Source organism: Mucilaginibacter dorajii (assembly GCF_024808255.1).
Taxonomy (GTDB): Bacteria; Bacteroidota; Bacteroidia; order Sphingobacteriales; family Sphingobacteriaceae; genus Mucilaginibacter; species Mucilaginibacter dorajii.
Genome location: NZ_JANTYS010000005.1, coordinates 1 through 23,261 on the forward strand (window position 1 = coordinate 1; position 23,261 = coordinate 23,261).

Annotated in this window: 16 protein-coding genes; 2 read left to right on the forward strand and 14 right to left on the reverse strand. The window is 41.3% G+C overall.

Going from position 1 to position 23,261, the window contains the following annotated elements; genetic code table 11:
- Positions 1-117: 117 nt before the first annotated feature.
- The 12 genes from FHS10_RS08015 to FHS10_RS08070 all read right to left on the reverse strand — a co-directional run bounded on the left by FHS10_RS08015 (position 118) and on the right by FHS10_RS08070 (position 19,122).
- Positions 118-2,400, reverse strand: coding sequence for a glycoside hydrolase family 3 N-terminal domain-containing protein (locus FHS10_RS08015; RefSeq protein ID WP_259089186.1), 2,283 nt, complete (start codon positions 2,398-2,400; stop codon positions 118-120).
- Positions 2,401-2,430: 30 nt separating this feature from the next.
- Entirely contained in the window at positions 2,431-4,227 is a 1,797-nt protein-coding gene (locus FHS10_RS08020) for a glycoside hydrolase family 9 protein (RefSeq protein WP_259089187.1), read from the reverse strand.
- 235 nt (positions 4,228-4,462) lie between these two features.
- Positions 4,463-5,065 (reverse strand): porin family protein, encoded by a 603-nt coding sequence (locus FHS10_RS08025; protein WP_259089188.1) that lies wholly within the window; start codon positions 5,063-5,065, stop codon positions 4,463-4,465.
- A gap of 189 nt (positions 5,066-5,254) precedes the next feature.
- On the reverse strand, positions 5,255-6,688 hold the full coding sequence (locus FHS10_RS08030) for a TolC family protein (RefSeq protein WP_259089189.1): 1,434 nt from the start codon (positions 6,686-6,688) through the stop codon (positions 5,255-5,257).
- A 14-nt stretch (positions 6,689-6,702) separates the two neighbouring features.
- Positions 6,703-7,380: an ABC transporter ATP-binding protein gene (locus tag FHS10_RS08035; protein WP_259089190.1), complete on the reverse strand. Its 678-nt coding sequence runs from the start codon at positions 7,378-7,380 to the stop codon at positions 6,703-6,705.
- Positions 7,381-7,740: 360 nt separating this feature from the next.
- Entirely contained in the window at positions 7,741-10,098 is a 2,358-nt protein-coding gene (locus tag FHS10_RS08040) for an ABC transporter permease (protein WP_259089191.1), read from the reverse strand.
- Positions 10,099-10,446: 348 nt separating this feature from the next.
- Positions 10,447-12,876, reverse strand: coding sequence for an ABC transporter permease (locus tag FHS10_RS08045; protein ID WP_259089192.1), 2,430 nt, complete (start codon positions 12,874-12,876; stop codon positions 10,447-10,449).
- A 61-nt stretch (positions 12,877-12,937) separates the two neighbouring features.
- Positions 12,938-15,343 carry an ABC transporter permease gene (locus FHS10_RS08050; RefSeq protein WP_259089193.1) on the reverse strand — a complete coding sequence of 802 codons (2,406 nt, stop codon included), beginning with the start codon at positions 15,341-15,343 and terminating at the stop codon, positions 12,938-12,940.
- A gap of 226 nt (positions 15,344-15,569) precedes the next feature.
- Positions 15,570-16,247: an ABC transporter ATP-binding protein gene (locus FHS10_RS08055; protein ID WP_259089194.1), complete on the reverse strand. Its 678-nt coding sequence runs from the start codon at positions 16,245-16,247 to the stop codon at positions 15,570-15,572.
- Positions 16,248-16,485: 238 nt separating this feature from the next.
- Positions 16,486-17,739 carry an efflux RND transporter periplasmic adaptor subunit gene (locus tag FHS10_RS08060; RefSeq protein ID WP_259089195.1) on the reverse strand — a complete coding sequence of 418 codons (1,254 nt, stop codon included), beginning with the start codon at positions 17,737-17,739 and terminating at the stop codon, positions 16,486-16,488.
- A 433-nt stretch (positions 17,740-18,172) separates the two neighbouring features.
- The gene (locus tag FHS10_RS08065) at positions 18,173-18,631 is read right to left on the reverse strand and encodes a MarR family winged helix-turn-helix transcriptional regulator (RefSeq protein ID WP_259089196.1); all 459 of its coding nucleotides are present in this window, start codon (positions 18,629-18,631) and stop codon (positions 18,173-18,175) included.
- Positions 18,632-18,702: 71 nt separating this feature from the next.
- A complete protein-coding gene (locus tag FHS10_RS08070) occupies positions 18,703-19,122 on the reverse strand; it encodes an SRPBCC family protein (RefSeq protein WP_259089197.1) in 420 nt (139 codons plus the stop codon).
- Positions 19,123-19,529: 407 nt separating this feature from the next.
- Here FHS10_RS08070 and FHS10_RS08075 point away from each other — a divergent pair, with 407 nt between their 5' ends.
- Complete coding sequence (locus FHS10_RS08075) at positions 19,530-19,751, forward strand: DUF6965 family protein (protein WP_259089198.1); 222 nt, start codon at positions 19,530-19,532, stop codon at positions 19,749-19,751.
- A 4-nt stretch (positions 19,752-19,755) separates the two neighbouring features.
- Here the strand turns inward: FHS10_RS08075 and FHS10_RS08080 are convergent, their stop codons facing one another.
- Together FHS10_RS08080 and FHS10_RS08085 are read right to left on the reverse strand one after the other, a co-directional pair.
- Positions 19,756-21,864, reverse strand: coding sequence for an HRDC domain-containing protein (locus FHS10_RS08080; RefSeq protein WP_259089199.1), 2,109 nt, complete (start codon positions 21,862-21,864; stop codon positions 19,756-19,758).
- A gap of 106 nt (positions 21,865-21,970) precedes the next feature.
- Positions 21,971-22,522, reverse strand: coding sequence for a C40 family peptidase (locus tag FHS10_RS08085; RefSeq protein WP_259089200.1), 552 nt, complete (start codon positions 22,520-22,522; stop codon positions 21,971-21,973).
- 239 nt (positions 22,523-22,761) lie between these two features.
- On the opposite strand from FHS10_RS08085, the gene FHS10_RS08090 reads away from it, so the two are divergent.
- Positions 22,762-23,025 (forward strand): CHC2 zinc finger domain-containing protein, encoded by a 264-nt coding sequence (locus FHS10_RS08090; RefSeq protein ID WP_259089201.1) that lies wholly within the window; start codon positions 22,762-22,764, stop codon positions 23,023-23,025.
- Positions 23,026-23,261: the final 236 nt, after the last annotated feature.

The following is a 23,261-nucleotide window of genomic DNA, read 5'->3' on the forward strand; positions in this document are numbered from 1 at the left end:
TACTCCTTGCTGAGAAATTCAACGAAAACAGATAAACATGGAGCCAATACGTTGCAAACATAGAGGCCGCATCATTTGAATTATGATACGGCCTCTTTTGAATGTAATTAGGTTTATTTACAACTTCCCTGTTCTTGAAGGAGTATTTAAAGCTGATACGTAATTAAAAGTTTGAGTTTGATCGCCTACCTGGATCTTAAATTCCCCGGCTTCGGTAACGGTTTTGCTTACATCGTTCACAAAAGCAAGGTCTTTAGGAGTGATTTTGAAACTTACTGTTTTGGTTTCACCGGGCTTTAACAAGATTTTATCATAAGCACGTAAGCGTTTGGTATCCGGCGAAATACTGGCATACGACTGACTGGTATACAACAACACCGATTCTTTACCTTCAATGGCGCCTGTATTTTTAACATCAACCGTAACCGTTAAAACTTCATTATCCTTTAACTCCGGCTTGCTGATGTGCAGGTTATTGTAGCTAAATGAGGTATAGCTTAAACCATAGCCAAACTCATATAAGGGGTTGTAGCCATGCTTATCATCGGGGTTACCGTTTTCCAGGTTCTTACGATAATAGTTATTCAACGAGTTGGTATAACGTGGATAGGTAATTGGTAACCTGCCAGATGGGTTTACATCACCGAATAACACACCAGCAATAGCATCTCCACCTTCGTTACCTGGTAGGTAAGCCATTACTGTTGCTGCCGATAGGCTTTCGGCGTCGGTAACTATTCTTGGTCTGCCTTCGGCTAATACCAATATCACCGGTTTGCCTGTTTTTGCCAAAGCCTGTGCCAATTGAATTTGCGCTGCAGGTAAATTCAAATCATCAATATTGCCCACGTTTTCGGTATATGACAATTCACCTAAACAAAGTACAATTGCGTCGGCCTTTTTAGCGGCTTTAATAGTTTCATCAATATTTTGAAGACTATCAAAAGCTGCACCAGCTTGATAGCTTACATTATCTTTACCTATTTTTTGTTGAATAGCTTCTAAAATGGTGTTTTTGCCGGCCGCGAATTTATCCGACTCATCGCCCTGCCAGGTATAGCTCCATCCACCATCTAATGAACGCATGGTATTTGCCGTTGGGCCTGTAACCAGCACTTTCATATCTTTTTTAAGCGGCAGGATGTGGTTATTGTTCTTTAACAACGTGATAGCCTCATTAGCGGCCTGCACGCTAACCTGGCGGTACTCTTCCGACCCAAATTTGGGATAATCTTCGGGATTGCCAACCGGGCGGTCGAATAAATTCAACTCGTATTTTACTTTCAAAATACGATGTACAGCCTCATTAATACGGCCCATGGATACTTTACCTTCTTTAACCAATTCAACCAGGTAGGTGAAAAACGTATAATCATAAGGCACCATGCTCATATCAACGCCGGCGTTAACGGCAATCATCACCGCGTCTTTTTGCGTAGCAGCAATGTGATGACGGTCATGCAGATACTGAATATCGCGCCAATCAGTTACGGCGACCCCTTCAAAATGGAGTTCGCCACGTAATACATCAGTAAGCAGGTATTTACTGGCGTGTACCGGTACTCCGTTAATCTCGCCCGAGTTGATCATCAGCGTTTTCGCGCCGGCCTTTACCGCCTCGGTAAATGAGGGCAAAAAATATTCGCGCATATAGCGATCAGGGATCCAGGCCGGGGTACGGTCTTTACCGCTTAGCGGGAAACTGTAGCCCAGGTAATGTTTCATACAGGCTGCCACATGATATTTATCGCCTACATCGTTACCCTGGTAGCCTTTAATGATGGCGGCTCCCATGGTTTTAACCAGGTAAGGATCTTCGCCAAAGGTTTCATAAATACGTGGCCATAGCGGCGACTTACCCAAATCTAAAACCGGCGAATAATTCCATGGAATATAGCTGGCACGGGTTTCGTAAGCTGTGATCTCGCCTGCTTTATGGGCGATATCGCGGTTAAATGTAGCAGCCATCGCAATCTCCTGCGGGAACAAGGTGCTGCCTGTAGTATAAGTTACGCCGTGTATAGCGTCGATACCATAAATAACCGGGATTTTTAACCGATCCTGATCCGCTGCTTTTTGAATGGTTGAGATCACCTCATACCAATGTGCACGGTCGTAAGCATGCCCTGTTACATTCAATATTGAGCCCACGTGGTATTTCATGATGGCCTCTTTCAATTTTTCGGCATCAAGCTGATGATCGGGAACATTGGTTTTGGATACCACGTCCGATGTAACTTCTGTCATCTGCCCTACTTTCTCTTCCAGCGTCATTTTGGCTATCAGAGCATCTACTTTTTTATCGATAGCAGTTGCCGTAGCTTTGGTTTGGGCTTGCACCGAAGGGGAAATTACATGGAGCAAAAGCAAACTTGCCGCCGTTATGTAAATTTTTCTCATGTGTTGATTGGTTTGAATTTGAGAGATATTTTACTTAGTTGATTTAGATTCTGGAGTGCTGCCAAGTTCTGCTTGCAGCGCTTCTATAGCGTTAGCCAAATAAGCTATAGGTGCATTCCAGTTAATGGTAATTTCATTAGCAGCATAAGCCCTGGTATCGTCTATATAAGCTTCATCGGGTACTTTGGAGGGCACTTTAATGCCATCCTGCATACCGGGATTTGGGCCGCCTACCAGCAAACCCGGAATCGGGTCAACTACACCATCACTTGCCGATGGACGATGATGCGGATGCATCGGCGTTTTGCTGCCGTACCCGGTAACGTAGCAATACCCGGTAGCATTTCGCCCCAAAAGATAATCAAGATCGGCCAGCGCATTATTCAGGTATTTTTTATCATTAGTTAGTTTATAAGCCTGTAGCAGCATTACCCCTTCATTAGCAGCATCCGAATTGCTGCCCCAGCCAAAATGCTTTGCAGATAATGTCATAGAGGTTTGCCAGGCATTATCCTCAACCCCATTAATCAGTTCATCCGACGCCGCTAATAATCGCTTTTTTATTTCGGGTAGATCGGTAATTTCTTTAACCCGACCCTCATTTTTAAGTAAAGTATAATATCCTAACAGCTTAACCTGCGCCCATGAAGGCACAGGCATTCTATCATCGGGTAACAGGTTGATGTGTTTTAAGTAAGCATCATCATGAGTAGTTACAAATAATTCACTTGCCGCCCAGATGAACTCATCCGTAAAAGTATTATCGCCATATGCACCGGTTGTTACCGAAGGGTTAAACTTCCTGTTGTTTTCATCCTGCCTGTAAGCTACATTGGGATATTCAGCGGCCCATTTCCAGGCGCTTTTGGAGGCTTTTAAACAAGAATCGGCCAAGCCAGGTAACTGTTGCGGAAATTGTTTAAAAATTCTTGCTGCCTGTGCTGTTACAGCAGCAAAATCAAGGGCAGCAGCAGTTCCTTTTTGCACTACGTAACGTGGTGTTTTATCCTTGTCAGGCATTTCAAACTTATCGAAAGCGGCATTGGTGAGCTTGTGGTATACACCGCCATCATTAGGATCTTGCATGGTCAGCATCCAGCGTAGATTCCATAAAACTTCATTAAGCAAGTCTGGCAAGCCGTTACCGCTTTCGGGAATATTAAGTTTCACTGTTTTCATGTAGGCAGGAAAATCCTCGTATAACGAAAGTAATGTACTGGTGCTGATGCCGCTGTTTACTACATATTTATTATAGTCGCCGGCATCATACCAACCGCGTGGCGATGAGATAATGAACCCAGCAGGCCGTTTATCACTTGCGGCAGATGGATGGATCAAAACGCTTGTATCGGGGTGCCCTTCTGTCCGGGCCCATTTGCCTGCGTATTTAGAAGGTAATGGTGTAGATGCCCGCATAAAATAATAGGCTTTAACAACTCCGGCCGCTATTTTTTGATGAACATTGTTATTGATAAAGAACGGATATGAATAGCCCAATCCTTCAATGTATAACTTATACTCGCCTGTTTTTTTTAGACCAGTAAAATCGGCTATGTAAGTTGTTTTACCGGAGAAGGCCGGTTTTACAGATTCCTTTAAATTCCCTTTAAATACAATCTGTTTGGTGATATTTTGAATAGTAAATGGAGCTGCGTTTTCAGTTAACACTACCGCCTTTTTTATGCTTTTGGGGTAAAAACCAATTTGGTTTAACTTTATCCGGCTCGATGCTGCATCCTTCGACTGAGCGTAAGCCGGGTGAATAAATAAAAGCACACTAAGTATATTACCAATAACACATCCCGGAATTTTGAAATTTTTGCGCATAGCAGTAAGCCTTTTTTTTAGGTAATTGTGGTTAAACAATAGGCTTATAAATATAGGTGTACCATATACAATAAGTATAATACTATTATGGCCATTTAGCTTGAATTTATAATACAAAAATTACAATTGACGATACGATATACCGGGATTTTGGCGGAGAAAGGCTGTCTTATTAAAACAAAAAAGACCTGCCAGAAATTGGCAAGTCTTTTAAAAAGTTTAGTCCTCTTAAAAATTAAAGAGAAAATATTTTATATGCTAAGGAAAGGCTAAAGATGCTTACGCGGGTGTGTGAATATCCCGGGCCGTAACTAAGCTTGTTTAGTCCCCCCTCGTATCTCAAATCAACAGAAAAATCTTTAATATCCACACCAGCGCCTAATTGGACCCCGTAGTTGGCGTCCTTGTAATTCAAATTTACCGCCTGACTTGTAGCACCAGATAAGTTTTGATCTTTATTGATAGCGAACGAAAAAACAGGACCGCCATAAAAGCGACCACCTAAACCAAGCGCTCCTATTTTGGTACCTATAAGCAATGGTACATCAAGGCTTGTAAATTTAGCCTTGTTTTCATTCCCTGCGTCGTCTTTAACGTTCAGGTTTTTTGAGGTAACATATAATTCTGGTTGGAAATTAAAACCCAGCGCTCCAAATCTCGCCCACACACCACCTAAGTAGCCAGCTTGTGAACTATTATCATATTTGCCGTTTGCAGGAAAAGCTGAAAAGTTGGCTCCCGCTTTGGCACCAAAAGAAAAGCTTGGAATAACCTGGGCAGATGCCATACCCGCTGATATCAGCAAAATTGTTAAAGAAAGTAAAATTGTTTTTTTCATTTTATAGGTGTCTAAGTTTAAAATAAGTCTTAACTTTTAAGATGATAAAATTAAGGCCGGTGCTAAATTAGGAATATCCGGTTTATATCCCCTGCCTTTGTAGCAGAAAATATAAAACCGGATATTAAAAGTTCAAATGCTGGGATAAATTTAGATTTTTTTTACAAATCCAAAAACATTTATCAACCGTTATAAAGTGAGCTTGCCCTGGTAATAATCTAATATTTTGTTATAGATGTAGCAATCATAACGGGCGTTGATCATGTTGATCTTTGATCTATCCAAATTGTTTTTAGCCAGCACAAAATCATAAGAGGTTAAAACACCATTATTGAAACGAATTTCAGCAATTCTGAACGACTCGCCATAGGCCTTTACCTGCTCAAGTAAAACCGTATATCTTTCGTAGGCCGATGTCATGTTCAGATACGCCTGTTCCACGTTCTGTTTTAAAACTATTTTGGTGTTGTTCTCCACGTACTTAGCCTCTTCCAGGTTTATTTTGGCCAGTTTTACCTTGTTACGATTTTGAAAATAGTTCAGAATAGGGATCTGTAAGCTTAAACTAACCTGAGTACTGTAATTGTTTTTAAACTGATCATAATAGCCAATGGTATGGTTACTATAATTGGCCTGTGTGGCATAAACGGCTTGTTTGGTACCGCCAGCGCCGTTTACAAAAGAGCCGGTATTTACAGTAGTTGAATCAACAAAAGTTGAGTTTTGTGCTGCACTTGAGTAGTTAGTGAAAATACCCGCACCTAAAGAAAGTGTTGGCAACAAAGCGCCCTTTGCAACTTTAACACCCTTTTCGGCACTTTTACTTCTTAATTCCGCGGCTTTAATATAAGCCAGCTGTTGTAGTGCTGCATCATAAACCTGGTCTGAATTTGCGTCGGTTTTTGAAGATACATCCTGTACACTTAAAGGCTTCAATTGAAGGTTTTTGTTGTACGGGATGTTGAGCATTTGCATCAGGGTAAGTTTTGAAACCTCTAACGCGTTTTTTGCCGAAACTAAATTTAGCTGATTATCGCCGTATTGCCCTTTCAAATCATACAGGTCAGATGGTAGTTTATTAGCACCTTCTTTTTCCAATATATCCAATCGCTCAACCTGCTTTTTTGAAACATCCAACTGATTGCCTACCTGGCCAAGCAATTCGGCATTATCCAAAACCTGCAGGTATGCTGTAATTACGTTGATGGTAACCTGGTCTTTAGCCTGCTGAAAGTCCATTTTACCAGCCTGGTATGAAAGCGAGGTTTGCTTAATGTTATTTAAGTTTTGCATCCCGCTAAACAAGGTAAGGTTACCATTTAAGCTATAGTTACCATAGGTAAGCGATTGCGTTACATAGCTATTGGTAAAGGGGTTAATGTTACGGCCATTGTTAATACCGTGATTAACTGCGCCGTTAATAGTTGGCAGCAGGTATTCCTTTGCCTGTTTGTAACCAACCTCCAGGCGATCCATCTGTAATTCACTTTTCTTAACGTCGAGGTTGTTTTTTATGGCGATGTCAACACATTGCTTTATAGAAAGAACAGAATCTGTTTGCGCCTGCGCGTTCATAGCCTGCACGGCAATCAAACTAAAAAATATAAATTTAAAATATCGCATTACTATATTGATGATCAGAGTTGGTGTGATGATGCTATTTTACCGTCGAGCAGGTTAATGACGCGCGTACCGTATTCAGCATTTTTTTCGGAGTGTGTTACTTGTATAATAGTTACCTTATCTTCTTTATTGAGCTTACGGAAAAGCTCCATAATCTCTTCGCCTTGTTTGGAGTTAAGGTTACCTGTAGGCTCATCGGCCAGTAATAGTTTTGGTTTGGCAATCAAGGCGCGGGCAATACCAACTAATTGTTGCTGACCGCCTGATAATTGTGCAGGGAAAAGGTCTTTTTTACCTACAATGTTAAATTTATCCAAAATATCGGCCACCATGGCTTTGCGCTCGCTGCTTTTAAAATCCTGGTAAATTAGCGGGGTTTCGATGTTTTCATAAACCGTAAGTTCGTCAATCAAATGATAGGCCTGGAAAACAAAGCCAATGTATTGTTTATACAATGCCGAACGTTGTTTTTCTTTAAGCTGATGCACCGCCTGTCCGGCAAAATAATGGAAGCCGCTTGATGGTTCGTCAAGCATGCCGATAACGTTCAATAACGAAGATTTACCTGAACCAGATGGCCCCATAATGGAAATAAATTCGCCCTCTTCAACTTCGAGGCTCAGGTCATTAAGCACGTAGTTTTTTAGTCCGCTTACCTGGTAATATTTTGAAATATGTTGAAGTGATAACATTTTTGTTTGGTGGATTAGATGGTTTGTGGATTAGTGATAGTCATTTTTTGTTGTAAACAATAATAGTGATCATTTTAATATTAAAGTATCAATAATATACCAAACTTTTAAAAAGTTGATTATCAATACATTAAATCGAAATCATTAATTAAAAACTGTACGCTTATGTAACAGGGAGCGTCCGTTTATGATACAGTGAGGAAAGAGAGAAAAGAATCAAGAGTCAAGAATCAAGACAAAGGTGGGAGAATGAAAAAGCAGGCCGGTTAAAAATGGCCTGCTGATTTTGTTTCTGTTCCGATTCTCTCTGATTTTGCTCCGGTCTTGACTCTGATTCTTAACTCTTAATTCTTTTTCCCGCTATTCGTTTCTCAAGCTCTTTATCGGGTTGGTTAGGGCTGCTTTAATAGATTGAAAACTTACTGTACCCAGGGCTACAAGCACTGTTAATAAACCGGCAAGCAGAAACACCCAAATCTCGATACTGACGTGATACGGATAGCTTTTAAGCCAGGTATACATACCGTACCAGGCTATAGGCGATGCAATTACAAAGGAAATAATAATGAGCGCTAAAAATTCTTTGGATAAAAGACCTGTTAAATTAGAAACCGATGCGCCCAAAACTTTGCGTACACTAATTTCTTTTTGACGGTTTTGTGCCATATAAGCCGCCAGGCCAAATAAACCAAGGCATGATATAAATATGGTTAACCCGGCAAACAAACTGGCCAGGGTACCCACCTGTTGTTCATCATTGAATTTTTTGGCGTATTCTTCGTCAACAAAATGGTATTCATAAGGATACTCAGAGTTGAACTTTTTAAATACCCCTTCGGCTCTTTTCAGGTTGTCGGCAGTGGTGTTATTAGGGTTCAGTTTGTAGTGGATTACATTGAACCATGATTTTGGCCCTTGTATGATCATTGGTTTAACAGGCTGATATGGCGATTGCAGGATGAAATCCCTTACCACACCAACTATGGTACAGGCCTGGTTATTACCATTTTTAATGACCTGCCCAACCGGGTTTTTAAAGCCAATAATCTTAACCGCGGCCTCGTTCAAGATCATGGCGTTGGAATCTGTTGGATAGGTCGCCACATCTATATCTCTACCGGCCACAATATGAAGGCCCATGGTTTTCACAAAATCGCCATCGGCATTAAATACATTAAAATCTATTTTTTGGCTCTGGTCTTTTCCTTTCCAGTCAAAACCCCAGCTGTCGCTCCAACCTTCGGTTACCGGCGCACTTGTTTTGGTTACAGATACCGCTGCACCGCTGCTAATGAGCTCCGAACGGATCATCTTATAATTTTTATCAATACTGCCCGACATCATGGTATAAACCAGGTTATCTTTTTTGTAGCCCAGATCCCGGTTTTGGGCGTACCTCATTTGGTTGCGTATAATAACAGTACAAATAATAAGCACTATAGCAAACGTAAACTGTATAACAACCAACAGTTTACGAGGTGTAACCAAAGCATTTGCAGCTTTAAAGGTTCCCTTCAAAACACTCACCGGCCTAAATGATGACAAGAAAAAAGCAGGATAACTGCCGGCAACTAATCCGGTGAACAAAACAAAACTCAAGCCGGCAAGCCAAAAGTAAGGACTGGCATATGGTATAAACAACTGCTTTTGGGTAAGCTGGTTAAAGCTTGATAAACTTACCTGTACAATAACAATGGCGATGATGCCAGCGATAAAAGCCAGCAAAATGCTTTCGCCCAAAAACTGCGCTATCAATGATCCTTTTTGTGCACCTACCACTTTACGGATACCTACTTCCCTCGCACGCCTTTCACTGCGGGCTGTGCTCAGGTTCATGAAATTGATGCAGGCTATAAGCAGGATAAACATGGCGATAACACCAAACAGCCTAACAGAACCGATCTTCCCTCCTACAATTTTTCCATTCTCGAATTTGGAGTATAAATGCCATTTACTGGCCGGGTGCATAAATACCTCATCGTCCTTTTGATCGGAATGCGACTTGGTAATGTTGATAACCTGTTTATTTAGCACTTCTTCTGTAATATTTGGTTTGGCTAACACCCAGGTTTGTACCGAGTTATTACCCCAATACTCATCATCACCGCCTGTTTTTTTGAGGTAGCTCCAGGGCATCAGGTATTCAAAATCAAAACGGGTATTGTTAGGCAAATCCTTCATTACGCCGGTAACCGTAAAGTTATCAACGCTGTCTATGCGCACTACCTTACCCATGGCATCTTCTTTACCAAATAGTTTGATGGCCAGTTTTTCGGTGATCACCAATGAATTGATGGAGTTTAGCGCCGTTTTAGAATTTCCTTTAATCAGCGGAAAGCTAAACATGGTTAAAAAGCCAGGGTCAGTAAAGATACCGGGCAGGTTTAGGTGTTTCTCGCCAATGGTAAATAAAAAATTGGACTGGGTTGTGCGGGCGGTTTCCTCAACAGCAGGATAACTCTGTTTCAGGGTTTTGCCCAATATTTTAGGCGTAGTTCCCCAGCACCATAGCTTGCCATCAAAAACGGCACGGTTATAAGCAAGATACAGGCGCGATTTGTTTTCATGGAACTGATCGTAACTCACCTCATTCTGGATCCAGAACAAGATAAGCGCCGCGCTGGCCATGCCAATGGCTAATCCCGAAATATTGATGAACGTAAATGATTTGTGGCGCCATAAGTTACGCCAGGCTATTTTTATAAAATTTTTGATCATATGCAGATAAATGAAGTTGTTAATCAAGAATAGCCCTGTAAAACGCCACAGGACATTAACTTACCTATCAGACGGCAAAAACCGGCAATAGGTTGCATCGTTTTTTAAACTCTAAAACCTAAAGTTTAAATTCCAAAAAACTATGTTCTAAAACGCTAATGATTAAATCCTAAAAGCTAAAAAACAAGTTCCTACTTCCAAAGCAGAGGGTCCTGATTTGCTTATCCGGAAACCTTTTAATCTAAAACTTTTCTTTTCAAAGTCCTCTCCCTTGGAGAGGATTTAGGTGAGGCTCTTTCTTTTCAAAGTCCTCTCCCTTGGAGAGGATTTAGATGAGGCCGAGGCTTCCTACTCATTCTTCAAACTATCCGCCGGATTTGCAACCGCTGCCTTAATGGATTGAAAGCTTACAGTTATAACCGCAATCAGCAACGCTGCAACACCAGCCAGCACCAGTACCCACCATTGAATGTTAATGCGATAAGCAAAGCCTTCCAGCCATTTATTCATAAAATACCAGGCAAGTGGTGATGCTATCAGGATGGAAATACCCACCAGTTTTATAAAATCTTTAGAAAGCATACCTGCTATGGCGCTAACGCTGGCTCCCAATACTTTGCGGATGCCAATTTCTTTGGTACGTTGCTCTGCAGCGTAAGCAGCCAGGCCAAACAAGCCTAAACAGGCAATTACAATGGCCAATGCAGTAAAAATGATAAAGATTTGCCCGGTGCGCTGCTCGGTACGATAGATGGCATCAAAATCCTGATCCATAAATGTGTAGTTGATCTGCACATTGGGGTTCACATCCTTCCAGGCGGCATTTATTTGTGTCATCAGCGCGCTTAGGTTATTGGTATTTACGCGGATGCTTAGTGCGCCATTATCGTCACCAAGCGTTAATATCACAGGGCTAACACTTTCGTGCAGCGAGTTAAAATTAAAATCTTTCACCACTCCCAATATGCGGTACTGCTTCATGTGGGCTAAATCATGCTGGCTACTCACCGAGCGGTAAATGATACTGTTTAAAGGATCTTTAAAACCCAGGAATTTGGCAGCTGCCTGATTAATTACTACTCCATCCGAGTCGGTAAGCATATCTTTTGAAAAATTACGCCCCGTGGCCATTTTCATATTCAAAGTAGGCACATAGTCGGCATCAACCTGCCAGCTTTGTGGAAACATGGATGTTTTTTCGCTTAATGAAGCATCTTTGTAGTAAATCGCAGTACTTTTAAATCCGGATGTTGGCAAAAAGCCGGTCATAGTTGCGTTAATTACACCGGGAAGCTCTTTTACCTTTTGCTTAAATAATTTAGCCTTATTATTAAGCTCAAATACATTTTTCACTATCAGTACCTGGCTGCGGTTGTAACCCAGGTTTTTGGTTTGGATATAATTGAGCTGGTTATAAATGACCAGTGTGCCAATGATAAGAACAATAGAGATAGAGAACTGGAAAACAACAAAAAAACTGCGCAGCCCACCTCCTTTAAAGCCCCTTGCTAATTTACCTTTCAACACATCAACAGGTTGAAACGCCGAGAGATAAAATGCAGGGTATGAACCCGAAAGCACACCTACAAACAACGCGATGCCAATCAAAGATGGCACTATCCATACCATTGATGTGCTGTTGATAGCTAATTCTTTGCCGGATAATTGATTAAATAACGGCAATAAAAACAAGGCGATTACAAATGCCAAAACAGTTGAAATGACGGTTACTAAAACCGATTCGGTTAAAAACTGGGCAACCAGGTGTTTGCGGGCCGATCCTAAAACCTTACGCACACCAACTTCGCGCGCCCGGTTTGCAGATCGCGCTGTTGATAGGTTCATAAAGTTTATACAGGCTATCAGCAATATAAAAACGGCGATCAATAAAAAAATATAAACATACTGTGTGGTGCCGTTTGCAGCCAATTCGCCGGATAGGCTCGATTTAAGGTGAATGTCCGTAAGGGGGATTAAATTTAACCTGAAAAAGCTGCCCTGTTTTTCAAAGTCGGCATAGCTCATATTAAGCTGGGCTTTCATTTGCGCGCCGCTGAATTTTTCTAATAAAGCAGGGAAACTGCTTTCCAGTTGTTTGGCGTATGATTTATCTCTTAAAAGCACATAGGTGTTATAATCGCTGCGCAGCCATTCGGTTGAACGACTATCGGGAAAGGACGACATCGATATGAAAAAATCAAAATTGAAATGCGAAGTGTGCGGTACATCTTTAATAACACCCGTTACTTTACAAAGTGTATTATCGTTAAACAGCAAAGTTTTGCCAACTACGTTGGTGCTGTTAAAATATTTTTTAGCAGTAGTTTCGGTGATAACAACACTATTGGGCTCAACCAACGCAGATGCAGGGTTGCCATTGATCATGGGCAATGTAAAAACGCTGAACAAAGAAGGATCGGCAAAGGCAACGTGGTTTTCAGAAATGTTTAGAGCCCCCTTTTTAACATGCGATGTACCGGCATTTTTTAACCGCGTAGCATTTTCAACAAAAGGATATTCGGCAATCAGTGTTTTGGCCAGCGGTGCCATACAAACTGCATATTTCACGCTGTTGTCGCCAAGCTTTAAATCCTCATTAACCCGGTAAATCCGGCCCGCTTTATCGTTATACCGGTCGTAGCTCAATTCATCGGCTACATATAAAATAATAAGCAGGCAGGTAGCCAGCCCAAGGGCAAGGCCCAGGATATTGATAGTGGTAAAACCCCGGTTTTTACGAAGCCCACGATATGCTGTTTTGATATAGTTTCTGATCATCTCTCTTGGTTCATTAAATTGTGTCATTGAGTCATTAGTATGCTTGTCAATGACTCAATGATTATTCGCTCCGGAGGCTCTCTACCGGGTTATTCAATGCTGCTTTTATAGATTGAAAACTAATAGTAATAAATGCTATAACCACGGCCGTACCACCGGCCAGCGCTACTATATACCAATGAATACTGGTGCGGTAAGCAAAATTCTGCAGCCAATTTTGCATGGCGTACCAGGCAATTGGTGTTGCTATTAGTATTGATATAAATACCAGTTTTATAAAATCCATTGACAGCATGCTAATGATGGTAGAAATATTAGCTCCTAATACTTTGCGGATGCCTATCTCCTTCTTGCGTTGCTCTGCCGCGTAAGCCGCCAGACCAAAAAGACCAAGGCAGGCTATGCTGATTGCCAATGTTGTAAACGATATAAATATGGTACCAATACGCTGTTCGCTGCGGTAGGTGGCATCAAAATCTTCATCCATAAATGAATAAGTAATTTGCTGATTGGGCGATATTGCCTTCCATTTATCCTGGATCTGCGACATAAGGCGGCCAATATCTGTAGTATGGATCCGCACGCTTATAGCGCCGTTATCCAGGGCATAGGTTAAAACCGCCGGCGAAATTTTTTCTTTGAGCGATTCGTAATTAAAATCCTTCATTATTCCTATAATATGGAATTTTTGCAGGCCCACCGAATAACGGTAAACATCTTTATTAAGGGGGTCCTTGGCGCCAAATCTTTTTACAAAAGCCTCATTTACTATTATACCCATCGAGTCGGTTGGCATTTGTGCCGAAAAATTACGACCAGCTACCAGTTTTATACCCATAGTACCCATGTAATCTTCATCAACCGGCCAAAATTCAGAAAGTACGTCTTTTTTAATATCAATGGTGGCATCGGGGAATAAGCCGGTTTTATTGCGGTCGTCGCCGGTAGGTGTATATGACGATAAGGTGGTACTTACTACCCCAGGCAATTGTTTTAGTTCTTGCTTTAGTATTTTGGCCTGGTTACCCAATACGCCTGTATTTTTAATTACCAATACCTGACTTCTGTTAAACCCAAGGCTTTTGTTATGGATATAATTTAGCTGGTTATATATAACAAGAGTACCTATGATGAGGAAAATGGAAATTGAAAACTGGAAAACAACCAGGAAGCTGCGCAGAAAACCACCCTTAAAACCGGTTGCTACCTTGCCTTTTAAAACATCAATTGGTTGAAAGGCCGAAAGAAAAAATGCGGGATATGAACCGGCCAGGAAACCGATAACCAGCACAATAACAATAAGTGAAGGTACCAGCCAGGATAAAGATTGTGTTGTAAATGCCAGATGCTTGTCGGCCATTTGGTTAAATAAAGGCAGCAGCAACCATGCTAAAAACACCGCTATTATGGTTGATACCAGCGTTACTAAAATAGACTCGGTTAAAAACTGGGCAACCAGGAATTTACGGGCCGAGCCTAATACCTTACGTACCCCCACCTCTTTGGCCCGGTTTGATGAGCGCGCGGTAGATAGGTTCATGAAATTAACACAGGCGATAAGCAGGATAAGGATACCAATAACCGAGAATATGTACACATATTGAATACTGCCCCCTTTAGCCAGCTGGTATTGACTATCAGATCTTAGGTGGATATCAAGCAACGGCGTTAAAATAATTTTCAGATAGTTGCCGCCGGTAGTCCAGGCTGCAGGCGAAAAGGAATGTTTGATTTCGATCTTCAGGATCTCGGCTTCTAACTTTTTGATGTTGGCACCGGGCTTTAGCAATAAATAGTTATGCTGCCCGCTTACACCCCAGCCATAAATGTGGCTTTCGGGTAACGACGACCATGATAAAAAGAAATCATAGTTAAAATGCGATTGGGCTGGGATATCTTTAATTACTCCGGTAATTTTGTAAACGCTGGTATCATTAAGGGTTAAGGTTTGCCCAACAACGTTTGTCTTGTTAAAATATTTTTTTGCCGTGCTCTCGGTTATCACCGCGGTATGTGGTTCTGTTAAGGATGCCAGTGGACTGCCATCTACCATAGGCAGTGTAAAAACATCAAACATGTCTGAATTAGCAAACACCACATTGTGCTCCTGCAGGTTGGTGCTGCCTTTTTTGAAGCGAAATTTTTGAGGAGATATGAATAAAGCCGATGCCGGGATCAGCTTGGTTGATTTTTCAATTTCGGGGAAGTTACCTTTTAATGCATTAAGCAAGGGGGCTTCTGTGCCGGCATATGAGCCGGCATTGCCATTTAGCCGGGCTTCTTCGGTTATCCTTACAATCCGGTCGGCATTAATATTATAGCGGTCGTAGCTTAGCTCATCAACCACATAAAAAACAATCAACAAACAGGTAGCCAGGCCAATTGATAAGCCCAAAACATTTAAAACAGTAAAACCCTTGTTTTTTAACAGGGAACGATACGCGGTTTTTAAGTAATTTCTTATCATCTTATTGGTTTATTAGTTGGCTGCGCGTCATTAGGTCATTGGTCATTTAGCTGCGCTGTCATTTTTTACTTACTACTTAAATCTCATTTCAATAATGACTTAATGACGAGAAGCAAATTACCAATGATATAGTACAAAACAAGCCGACCCCTTCCGTTTGGAAGGGGTAAGCAGGCACTATTAACTTATATAAACTATCTTCTGTTGGGGTAGAATGATGTATGGTTTAAACCATTATATTTTCCACAACGGCCTGTCCGTCAAGCAACCTGATGATGCGGTGGCTGTAACGTGCATCATGCTCAGAGTGCGTCACCATAATAATGGTTGTACCTTGCTCATTCAGGTCGGTAAGCAGTTCCATTACATCATTACCATTAGTACTATCCAGGTTACCGGTAGGCTCATCCGCAAGGATCAGTTTGGGTTTGTTTACAACCGCGCGGGCAATGGCCACACGTTGTTGCTGACCACCTGATAACTGTTGCGGATAGTGGTTTCTGCGGTGCATGATCTGCATTTTATCCAAAACTTCTTCTACCCTTTTTACACGCTCAGATGCAGGTACACCGGTATAGATCAGTGGCAACTCTACGTTTTCAAATACAGTAAGCTCATCAATAAGATTAAAGCTTTGGAAAACGAAACCGATGTTGTGTTTGCGTAGGTCGGCACGTTTACGCTCGGTGAAATGCGCCACCTCAATTTCGTTAAAAACGTAGCTGCCTTCATCCGGGTCATCAAGCATGCCTAAAATGTTAAGCAATGTTGATTTGCCGCAGCCAGATGGGCCCATGATGGCCACAAACTCGCCCGTTGCAATTTCAATTGATAGCTTGTTTAAAGCTATGGTCTCTACCTCTTCTGTACGGTAAAATTTTTCGAGATTAGTAATTTTTATCATTTGCCCCTCCTGAACCAGCCTGTGATAATTGGTTCGTTTTTTTGATTTGGTTTATATTCTTATTTTTTAATCAATTTCTGTTTATATGACGCTGGCTGTCAATGTTTCGTTGCAGTAAAGCTGCAAACATTTAATCCTTCCGGCCAGCCCCCTCTAAATCTCCCTCGGTTGGGGAGACTTTTTTTACTGCCTCTTTCCTTTTTAAAGCCCTCCCTACCGGGGAGGGTTTGGGTGGGGCTTATTTTTTGAGCACCAGTTCCTGGATATCGCCATAGGTTTCATAGCTTGAGGTTATTACCTTATCGCCAGGATTCAAACCATCGGTTACCACATAGTAATCAGGACTTGAACGGCCAAGCTGAATATTAACCTTGTAAGCTTTTTTACCATCTTCACTCACCTTGAATATCCAGTTACCACCTGTTTGCTGGAAGAACCCTCCTTTAGGTACCAATACAGCGGTAGTTTCATCGCTTAATGCAAGCCTTACCTGTAAGGTTTGCCCTTTACGGATGCCCTTCGGTACAGTACCAACAAATTGCATATCAACCTGGAACCTACCGGCTGTAATAATGGTAAATACCTTTTTAATAATTAAGTTATAAGTTTTATCGGCAAACTGAAAATCGCCTTTTAAGCCCGGGTATATACGAGACAAGTAGTGCTCATCAATATCAACTCGTACCTTAAAGCCCGATTGTACGTCTATCTGGCCTAAGTGCTCTCCTTTGTTTTTGTTCTGGCCTACTTCGGCATCTAAATTCGTCAGCTGGCCGTCAATAGGTGCCCTTAGCGTTAAAAGGGCAACTTTTTTTCTCATCAGTTCCAGGGCGCTCCTCATTTGCGCGTATTGCTCTTTTGATTGCGAATCCTGTTGTTTTACCAGTGCTGTATCCTGAGTTAAAATTTGGGCAGCCAATCTTTTACGGCTTACCTGGTATTTATAAGTGTTTACCGCTTGCTGATACTCCTGTAAACCAATTGCTTTTTGATCGTATAACTTTTTATCAAGATCATAAACACGTTTAGCCTCTACATACGCGTTATCCACATCGGCCATGGTATTTAATTTACCAATTGTACTTTGCGTAGCATTATTATGCGATATCTGCATTTGTGTTTGTTGACCGTATACTGCTGTTTCCTGGTTTGCAAGGGTTAATTCCAGATCGGTGTTTGATAACCTTAATATAGGGTCACCTTTTTTAAGTGTAGCGCCGTCTTCAACAAATTTTTCTTCAACCACGCCACCTTCAGAAGCATCAAGAAAAATAGTAGTAAGCGGCATTACTGTACCGTTAACCGGAATATTTTCCTGGAAAGGGCCTTTAGTGATAGTACTAATAGTTATGCGTTCGGTATCAACATCTAACTTGCTTTTACCAGATGTAGCGTAAATAACCCCTCCAATCAATAAAATAATGCCTGTAATACCAGCTATAGTAAGTATTCGTTTGGTATTCCAGGTCTTTTTTTCAATTTTTCTGTCCACTGTAGTATAATATATTTTGAATAGTGATTACAAAAACACATGCCACAAATTAAAATACTGTATTTCAATAACTTAATAGCGCAATAACTATTTAAAGCGTACGCTTCTGTTACAGCAAGTGTCCGGTTATGATACACAAAAACAAGCTTTTATAGTACCCTGACCTACCCCTTCATGGAAATGCCTTTTACCACCAATGTAATGAATTCGTGTTATCAGTAAAGCATCTTTTTTTGAGTTAGACACGAATGCCCGCCGCCTTGGTTACAATTTAATCGAATTTCACGAATTTTAGAGTTAATTGATAGCACAAATTAAAATATGAAGTCAAAAAAAACGTAAAATTCGCTACAATCTATCCTACGGGCAGTTAAATTGGCGTTTACTCAAATCTCAGCTTGTGAGAAAATAATGTTAAAAGCGATTTCCCTCCCTACCCTTTATAACTAAGCAAATTCAATAGCGTTTTATTAAATGCAGCGGAGTTATTACCCAATAACTCAAAAAACTTACGGTCAAAATCTTCAACGGCAACAACCGCCAGCCTCGCCACCTGCTTGCCCGTTTCTGTAAGTAAAATAATTTTCGCCCTCGTGTCTGTTGCATGTTCCTGTCGCTTTAACAATCCTTTGGTTTGTAGTGTACGCAGTACGGTAGAAGTTGTCATCGGGTCTATTTTTGTATGTGTGGATAACAAAACCTGGGTTACCTCCCTATTGTGCAAAGTTAACCAATGCGTGCTGGCCAATAGCACATATTGCGAATGGGTAAGATCATATGGCGCCAATGCTTTCTTTATTTCGCGTTGCCACAAATTAGTTACCTGCCATAACAAAAAGCCGCTGCTATCTTCGGCGTTTTCAAAGCTAAAGGTATTATCTGCCTGTTTCATAGTTGTAATTTTATTAATAATCCATAGTTACCAGATCATCTGTTTACTTCAATTTAAAGAACCTACAACTATCACAGCTTTTTTGCGGCCGCGATTTGCTTCAGCATATCGGCCGGAGTATCATCAACAATTTTCTGGGCTACCAACTTTATCCCAACAAAACTTAGTAAACCTGTAACCCATAGGGTATTGGTGATTTTCAAACCGTCGGCGGTATCTTCAAACAAATGTTCATCATACATTTTAGCCAGGGCAAAATTGGTAACATCTATATATTTTTGATTTTTAACCGTTTCTGTCAGGTTCACTTTAACATTAGGTCCACCTTTGGGTCTTAAAATAAAGTGATTACCTGCCTCAAACTCTCCTTCTATTTTAGCGAATTCAATATTTGAATCCCACTCATGCCAGTTATTGACATCTGCAAACAGCTTCCACATTTGTTCTTTGGTAACATCCTTGGTTACCATTGAGTAAGTTTTTTTCCACATGGTTTTAAGTTTTTAGCATTAATGATTTAATAAGTGTAAATATAGTATGTTAACTTATTAAAATACAAATTTTTCATAATTTATTTTTATACAACCAGTTACCGTAAAATTTTCTGACACCAAACACAGATTTTCGCAGTGAATTAGCCTCAAAAGTGACTGTGTAGCCCAAAAGAAGCCCTCCATATGGTGGTCAACAACAGGCACAAATATTTGGATGCGTCTAAATTGCGCAATACATCAGTTTAGTGTTAACCTTGTTAAAGTATAAAATATTGATTATTAAATAGTTACAATACATCGTATCTAAAATGTGTTAAGTTATGTTAACCCAATTAGATACCTTTGCCTTGGCGGTGCTTTTGAATTTAGAAGAAGGAAAATAAAATGTTTATTAACTTTACCTCATGACTTTTGAGGAACTAAACGATTATTTTACCAATACACCACTACCCGCCGAACTTAGATTAGACCGTGCCACTACACAGCTTAATGTGCCAGATCGTGTTAAGCAGTTGCTTACCAATATGAATTTATATCCCGATAACTGGCGTCATAAACATCAGTTGCTGCGGATCAAGAACGCCCTGGAAAATCCTTACAATGGCCCTGGTATCCCTCGTTATTAAAAACTTAAGAAAACAGATCGCCTTCGCCTAAATAAGTCCTGATGAGTTTTAGGATCTGGTCGCCGAAATCGGTTGCCTTGGCATCGCCAAAACTTTTTACCTGCGAAAGCTGGTTTAGTGTACGTGGCAGTTTGGCTGTGATATCTCTCAGCATATTTTCAGATACCAGCGTGTGTTCCAGAATTTTGCGCTGCGCACTGGTTTCTTTACGCCAATGAAGTAGCTGCTTATACAGTTCGGGGTTTATGATCTCCTTTTCTTTAGGCAACTCTTTAGCATTCCAGTTTTTATAGATGGGCTTATAGCCGATGCCCGCTTCTTTCACCGATGATAAAACATCGGCAGTTGCGGATGCTATAGGCATACGGATAAAAGCGGCAGTTTTTGCTTTAAGGTTTACCAATAAATAGTTCAGGCTATCATAAAACTCGGCGGAGAAATCATTGGCATTTTTAGCGGTATAAAACCCGTTAATAGCGGTGGAAAATACATTCAGTTTGGCTACAAAATAAGCAGCCGCATTTTTTAAGCGACCAGTAAATACGGTGTTCTTCCATATGCCCTCATCAGAAGGTAAGGCCGAGAGTTCTTTCCTGATGAACCTATCGCCTATCGCTTTAATTTCTTGCAACAGTAAAAGCTCGGTTTGCTGTACGTGGCTGCTCAGCGGACTATCCTTTGGCTCAGTTGCAAGTAGAATGACTTTAAGTTGTTTCCACCCACCGGCCAGCATCGAAAAATCAAAGATATCGCTTAACTCCTCCTGCTCGATATTATGAATGGTTGCCTGTAATAATTGCTCATCCGGACTTTGCGCTACAGCCGTTTGCATAAAGCGAATGATCTCAGGGTCGGTTCTGATATTTTCTTGCCGTACGGGAGATTTGAGGATCATTCCTTCTAATGTACGGCAGCGGCTAAGCGCCACGTAAGCCTGCCCAAAGGCAAAGGCGGCATCAACATCGATGATCGCCTTTTCGAAGGTTAGGCCCTGGCTTTTATGGATAGTAATGGCCCAGGCCAGCCTTAACGGATATTGACTGAATGAGCCATTATTGGTTTCATTTACTTTTTGGTCAGTTTCGGATAGCGCGTATTTTACATTTTGCCAAATCTCGGGCACCACTTCAAACTCGGTTCCATCATCTAAAAAACTTAAGCGAATACTGCCTTGGCCAATGGCGGTGACGCGCCCTGTCCGGCCGTTATAGTATTGTTTTTTGCCCGAGCTATCGTTTTTGATAAACATTACCTGGGCACCAACTTTTAGTACTAACGCTTCTTCGGCCGGATAGCCTTCTTTAGGGAACTCACCGGTTATCACGGCTTTAAAAGTAAATGCCTCTCCATTCAATTCTTCCAGCCGTTGCTGGTTTATATCGTTAACCAGTTTATTATGGGTAGATAGCGTTACATAATCCTTTAACCAATTGGCATTCAGGTTGGCATCAAAGCGCTCGTTTAACCTGCCTAAAAGGTCATTGTTGGCATAACCATTCCGGATGTTGTTCAGGATTTCTACAAATACAGGATCTTTTTGGCGATATACCTGGGTAAGCTCAAAAACCAGCACCGGGAACTTTTTAAAAGCCAGGCTGTCAAAAAAATAAGGGCCGGTATAAAAGTTTTTCAATACCGGCCAGTCCTTTTCAAAAACCGGAGGCAACTGAAAAAGATCGCCTATCATTAACAGCTGTACACCGCCGAAGGGGCGATTTGATCCTTTGGCCTGCCTCAATACCGAATCAATATAATCAAGCGCATCTGCCCGCACCATACTGATCTCGTCGATGATCAGCAGATCGAGGTATTTTAAAACCTTGTCTTTCTCCTGGCTTATTTGTCGCGGGGCAAGATCATTTAACTCCTGTGCACTGGTAGCGGGCACCTGTGGTCCAAACGGTACCTGGAAAAAAGAATGAATGGTAACCCCTCCTGCATTGATAGCGGCAACGGCAGTGGGTGCAACAACCGCCAGGTTTTTGGTAATATTGGCCCTTATGTAGCGCAGGAATGTGGTTTTCCCGGTGCCCGCCTTACCTGTCAGGAATATTGGCCTGTTGGTATTTTCAATAAATTTAATAATGAGTTCCTGAAGGGGCTCCAACACCATGCGCTTTCCTGTATTTATGTAGATCTCTGCACAAAACAGAAATCATGTCAAATTTAGCGATTGAATTGCATCATCGCCTATATTGTTGAAAACCGGAATAATTAAATTACAAACTGGAAAGATCTGCGGCAGGCGGAGCCGGCGTTTCGTCATTCTGAGGAAATACACGGATAATTTTCATAAAACGGCCCATGTAGTAATCATTCAGCTCTGTTTCGGTAACACCATTTGCGGCTCCTGAGGTGGAATGTATAAATTTAAAGCCTTCCGCTATAGATGACAACATGATGCCGATATGCCCTATTGATCTTGAATGTCTTTTATGTCTTTTTCCCGTTCCGGTTCCTGTAAAAAGGATCAAATCGCCGGGTTTAGCATCTTTTAGTTCAATTACTTTTCCCGCCGATAAAAAATCACCGGAGCTGCGGGGAACCGCGATATCGAAATGGTTAAACACGTAATTAACAAAGCCCGAGCAATCAAACCCTCTGAGCGGATTGGTTGATCCATACCTGTAATTGATACCCTTTAACGAACGGGCAAACGTTATCAGATCTGCGGGTGAAATATCCCCGGTTAAAACACCCGTGGCTGTTTTAAACTTGTTAGATTTTGCTACAACCTTCTTTACCGGCGCGGCCGAAGTTGTGGCTGCCACAGTTTTATCCGGATTGCCGAAAGATAAGAGAACAAGCATCAGGGAGCAGCATTCGGTATAAAATCGCATCCGTAATGATACAAAAAAAACTTTCCAATTCTAATTTTTGTGTAAAAGTTTCGGCTGTTCCCCTATACATTAATTTTTTTCCACAATCTGTGTTTCCTGTTTTATAGCTATGTTGTAAGTGCTATTTTCGCCGCGCCCTTCCCTGGGAAGTATAAAATTGTTAAAATAGCATGTCGTCAGATCAAAATATTTTATCGGCACAGGTCGATCTTGTTAAAATTGTTTCCAGGTATATTTTATTAGAACAAAGCCGCCGCAACCTAAAGGGCCGCTGCCCTTTTCATAAGGATCTTGCTACTTCGTTAATGGTATCGCCAGAGAAAAACCAGTTCCAGTGTTTTGGCTGCGGTAAGGGCGGCGGCGCGGTAGAATTTGTGATGGCTATCGAAAACAAATCGCGCGAAGAAGCGATGCTATTGATAGCAAAGGGATAGGTTTTACTTGCATTGTTACCTCAATAGTTTGCAGCGTGTTATGCTAATAACGCAAGGTAAACTATTGACGATATTTCGTTTTTATCCCTGAATAAATGACATATCATGAACTCCCATCAATACCAAATACACCATACACTTATTATCAATTCGATATAAAATGGCATAACTTTAGCCTGTGATGCACAAATATGTGACAACTGCTTTTATCTTTATGCTTGATCCGGGCTTAATCT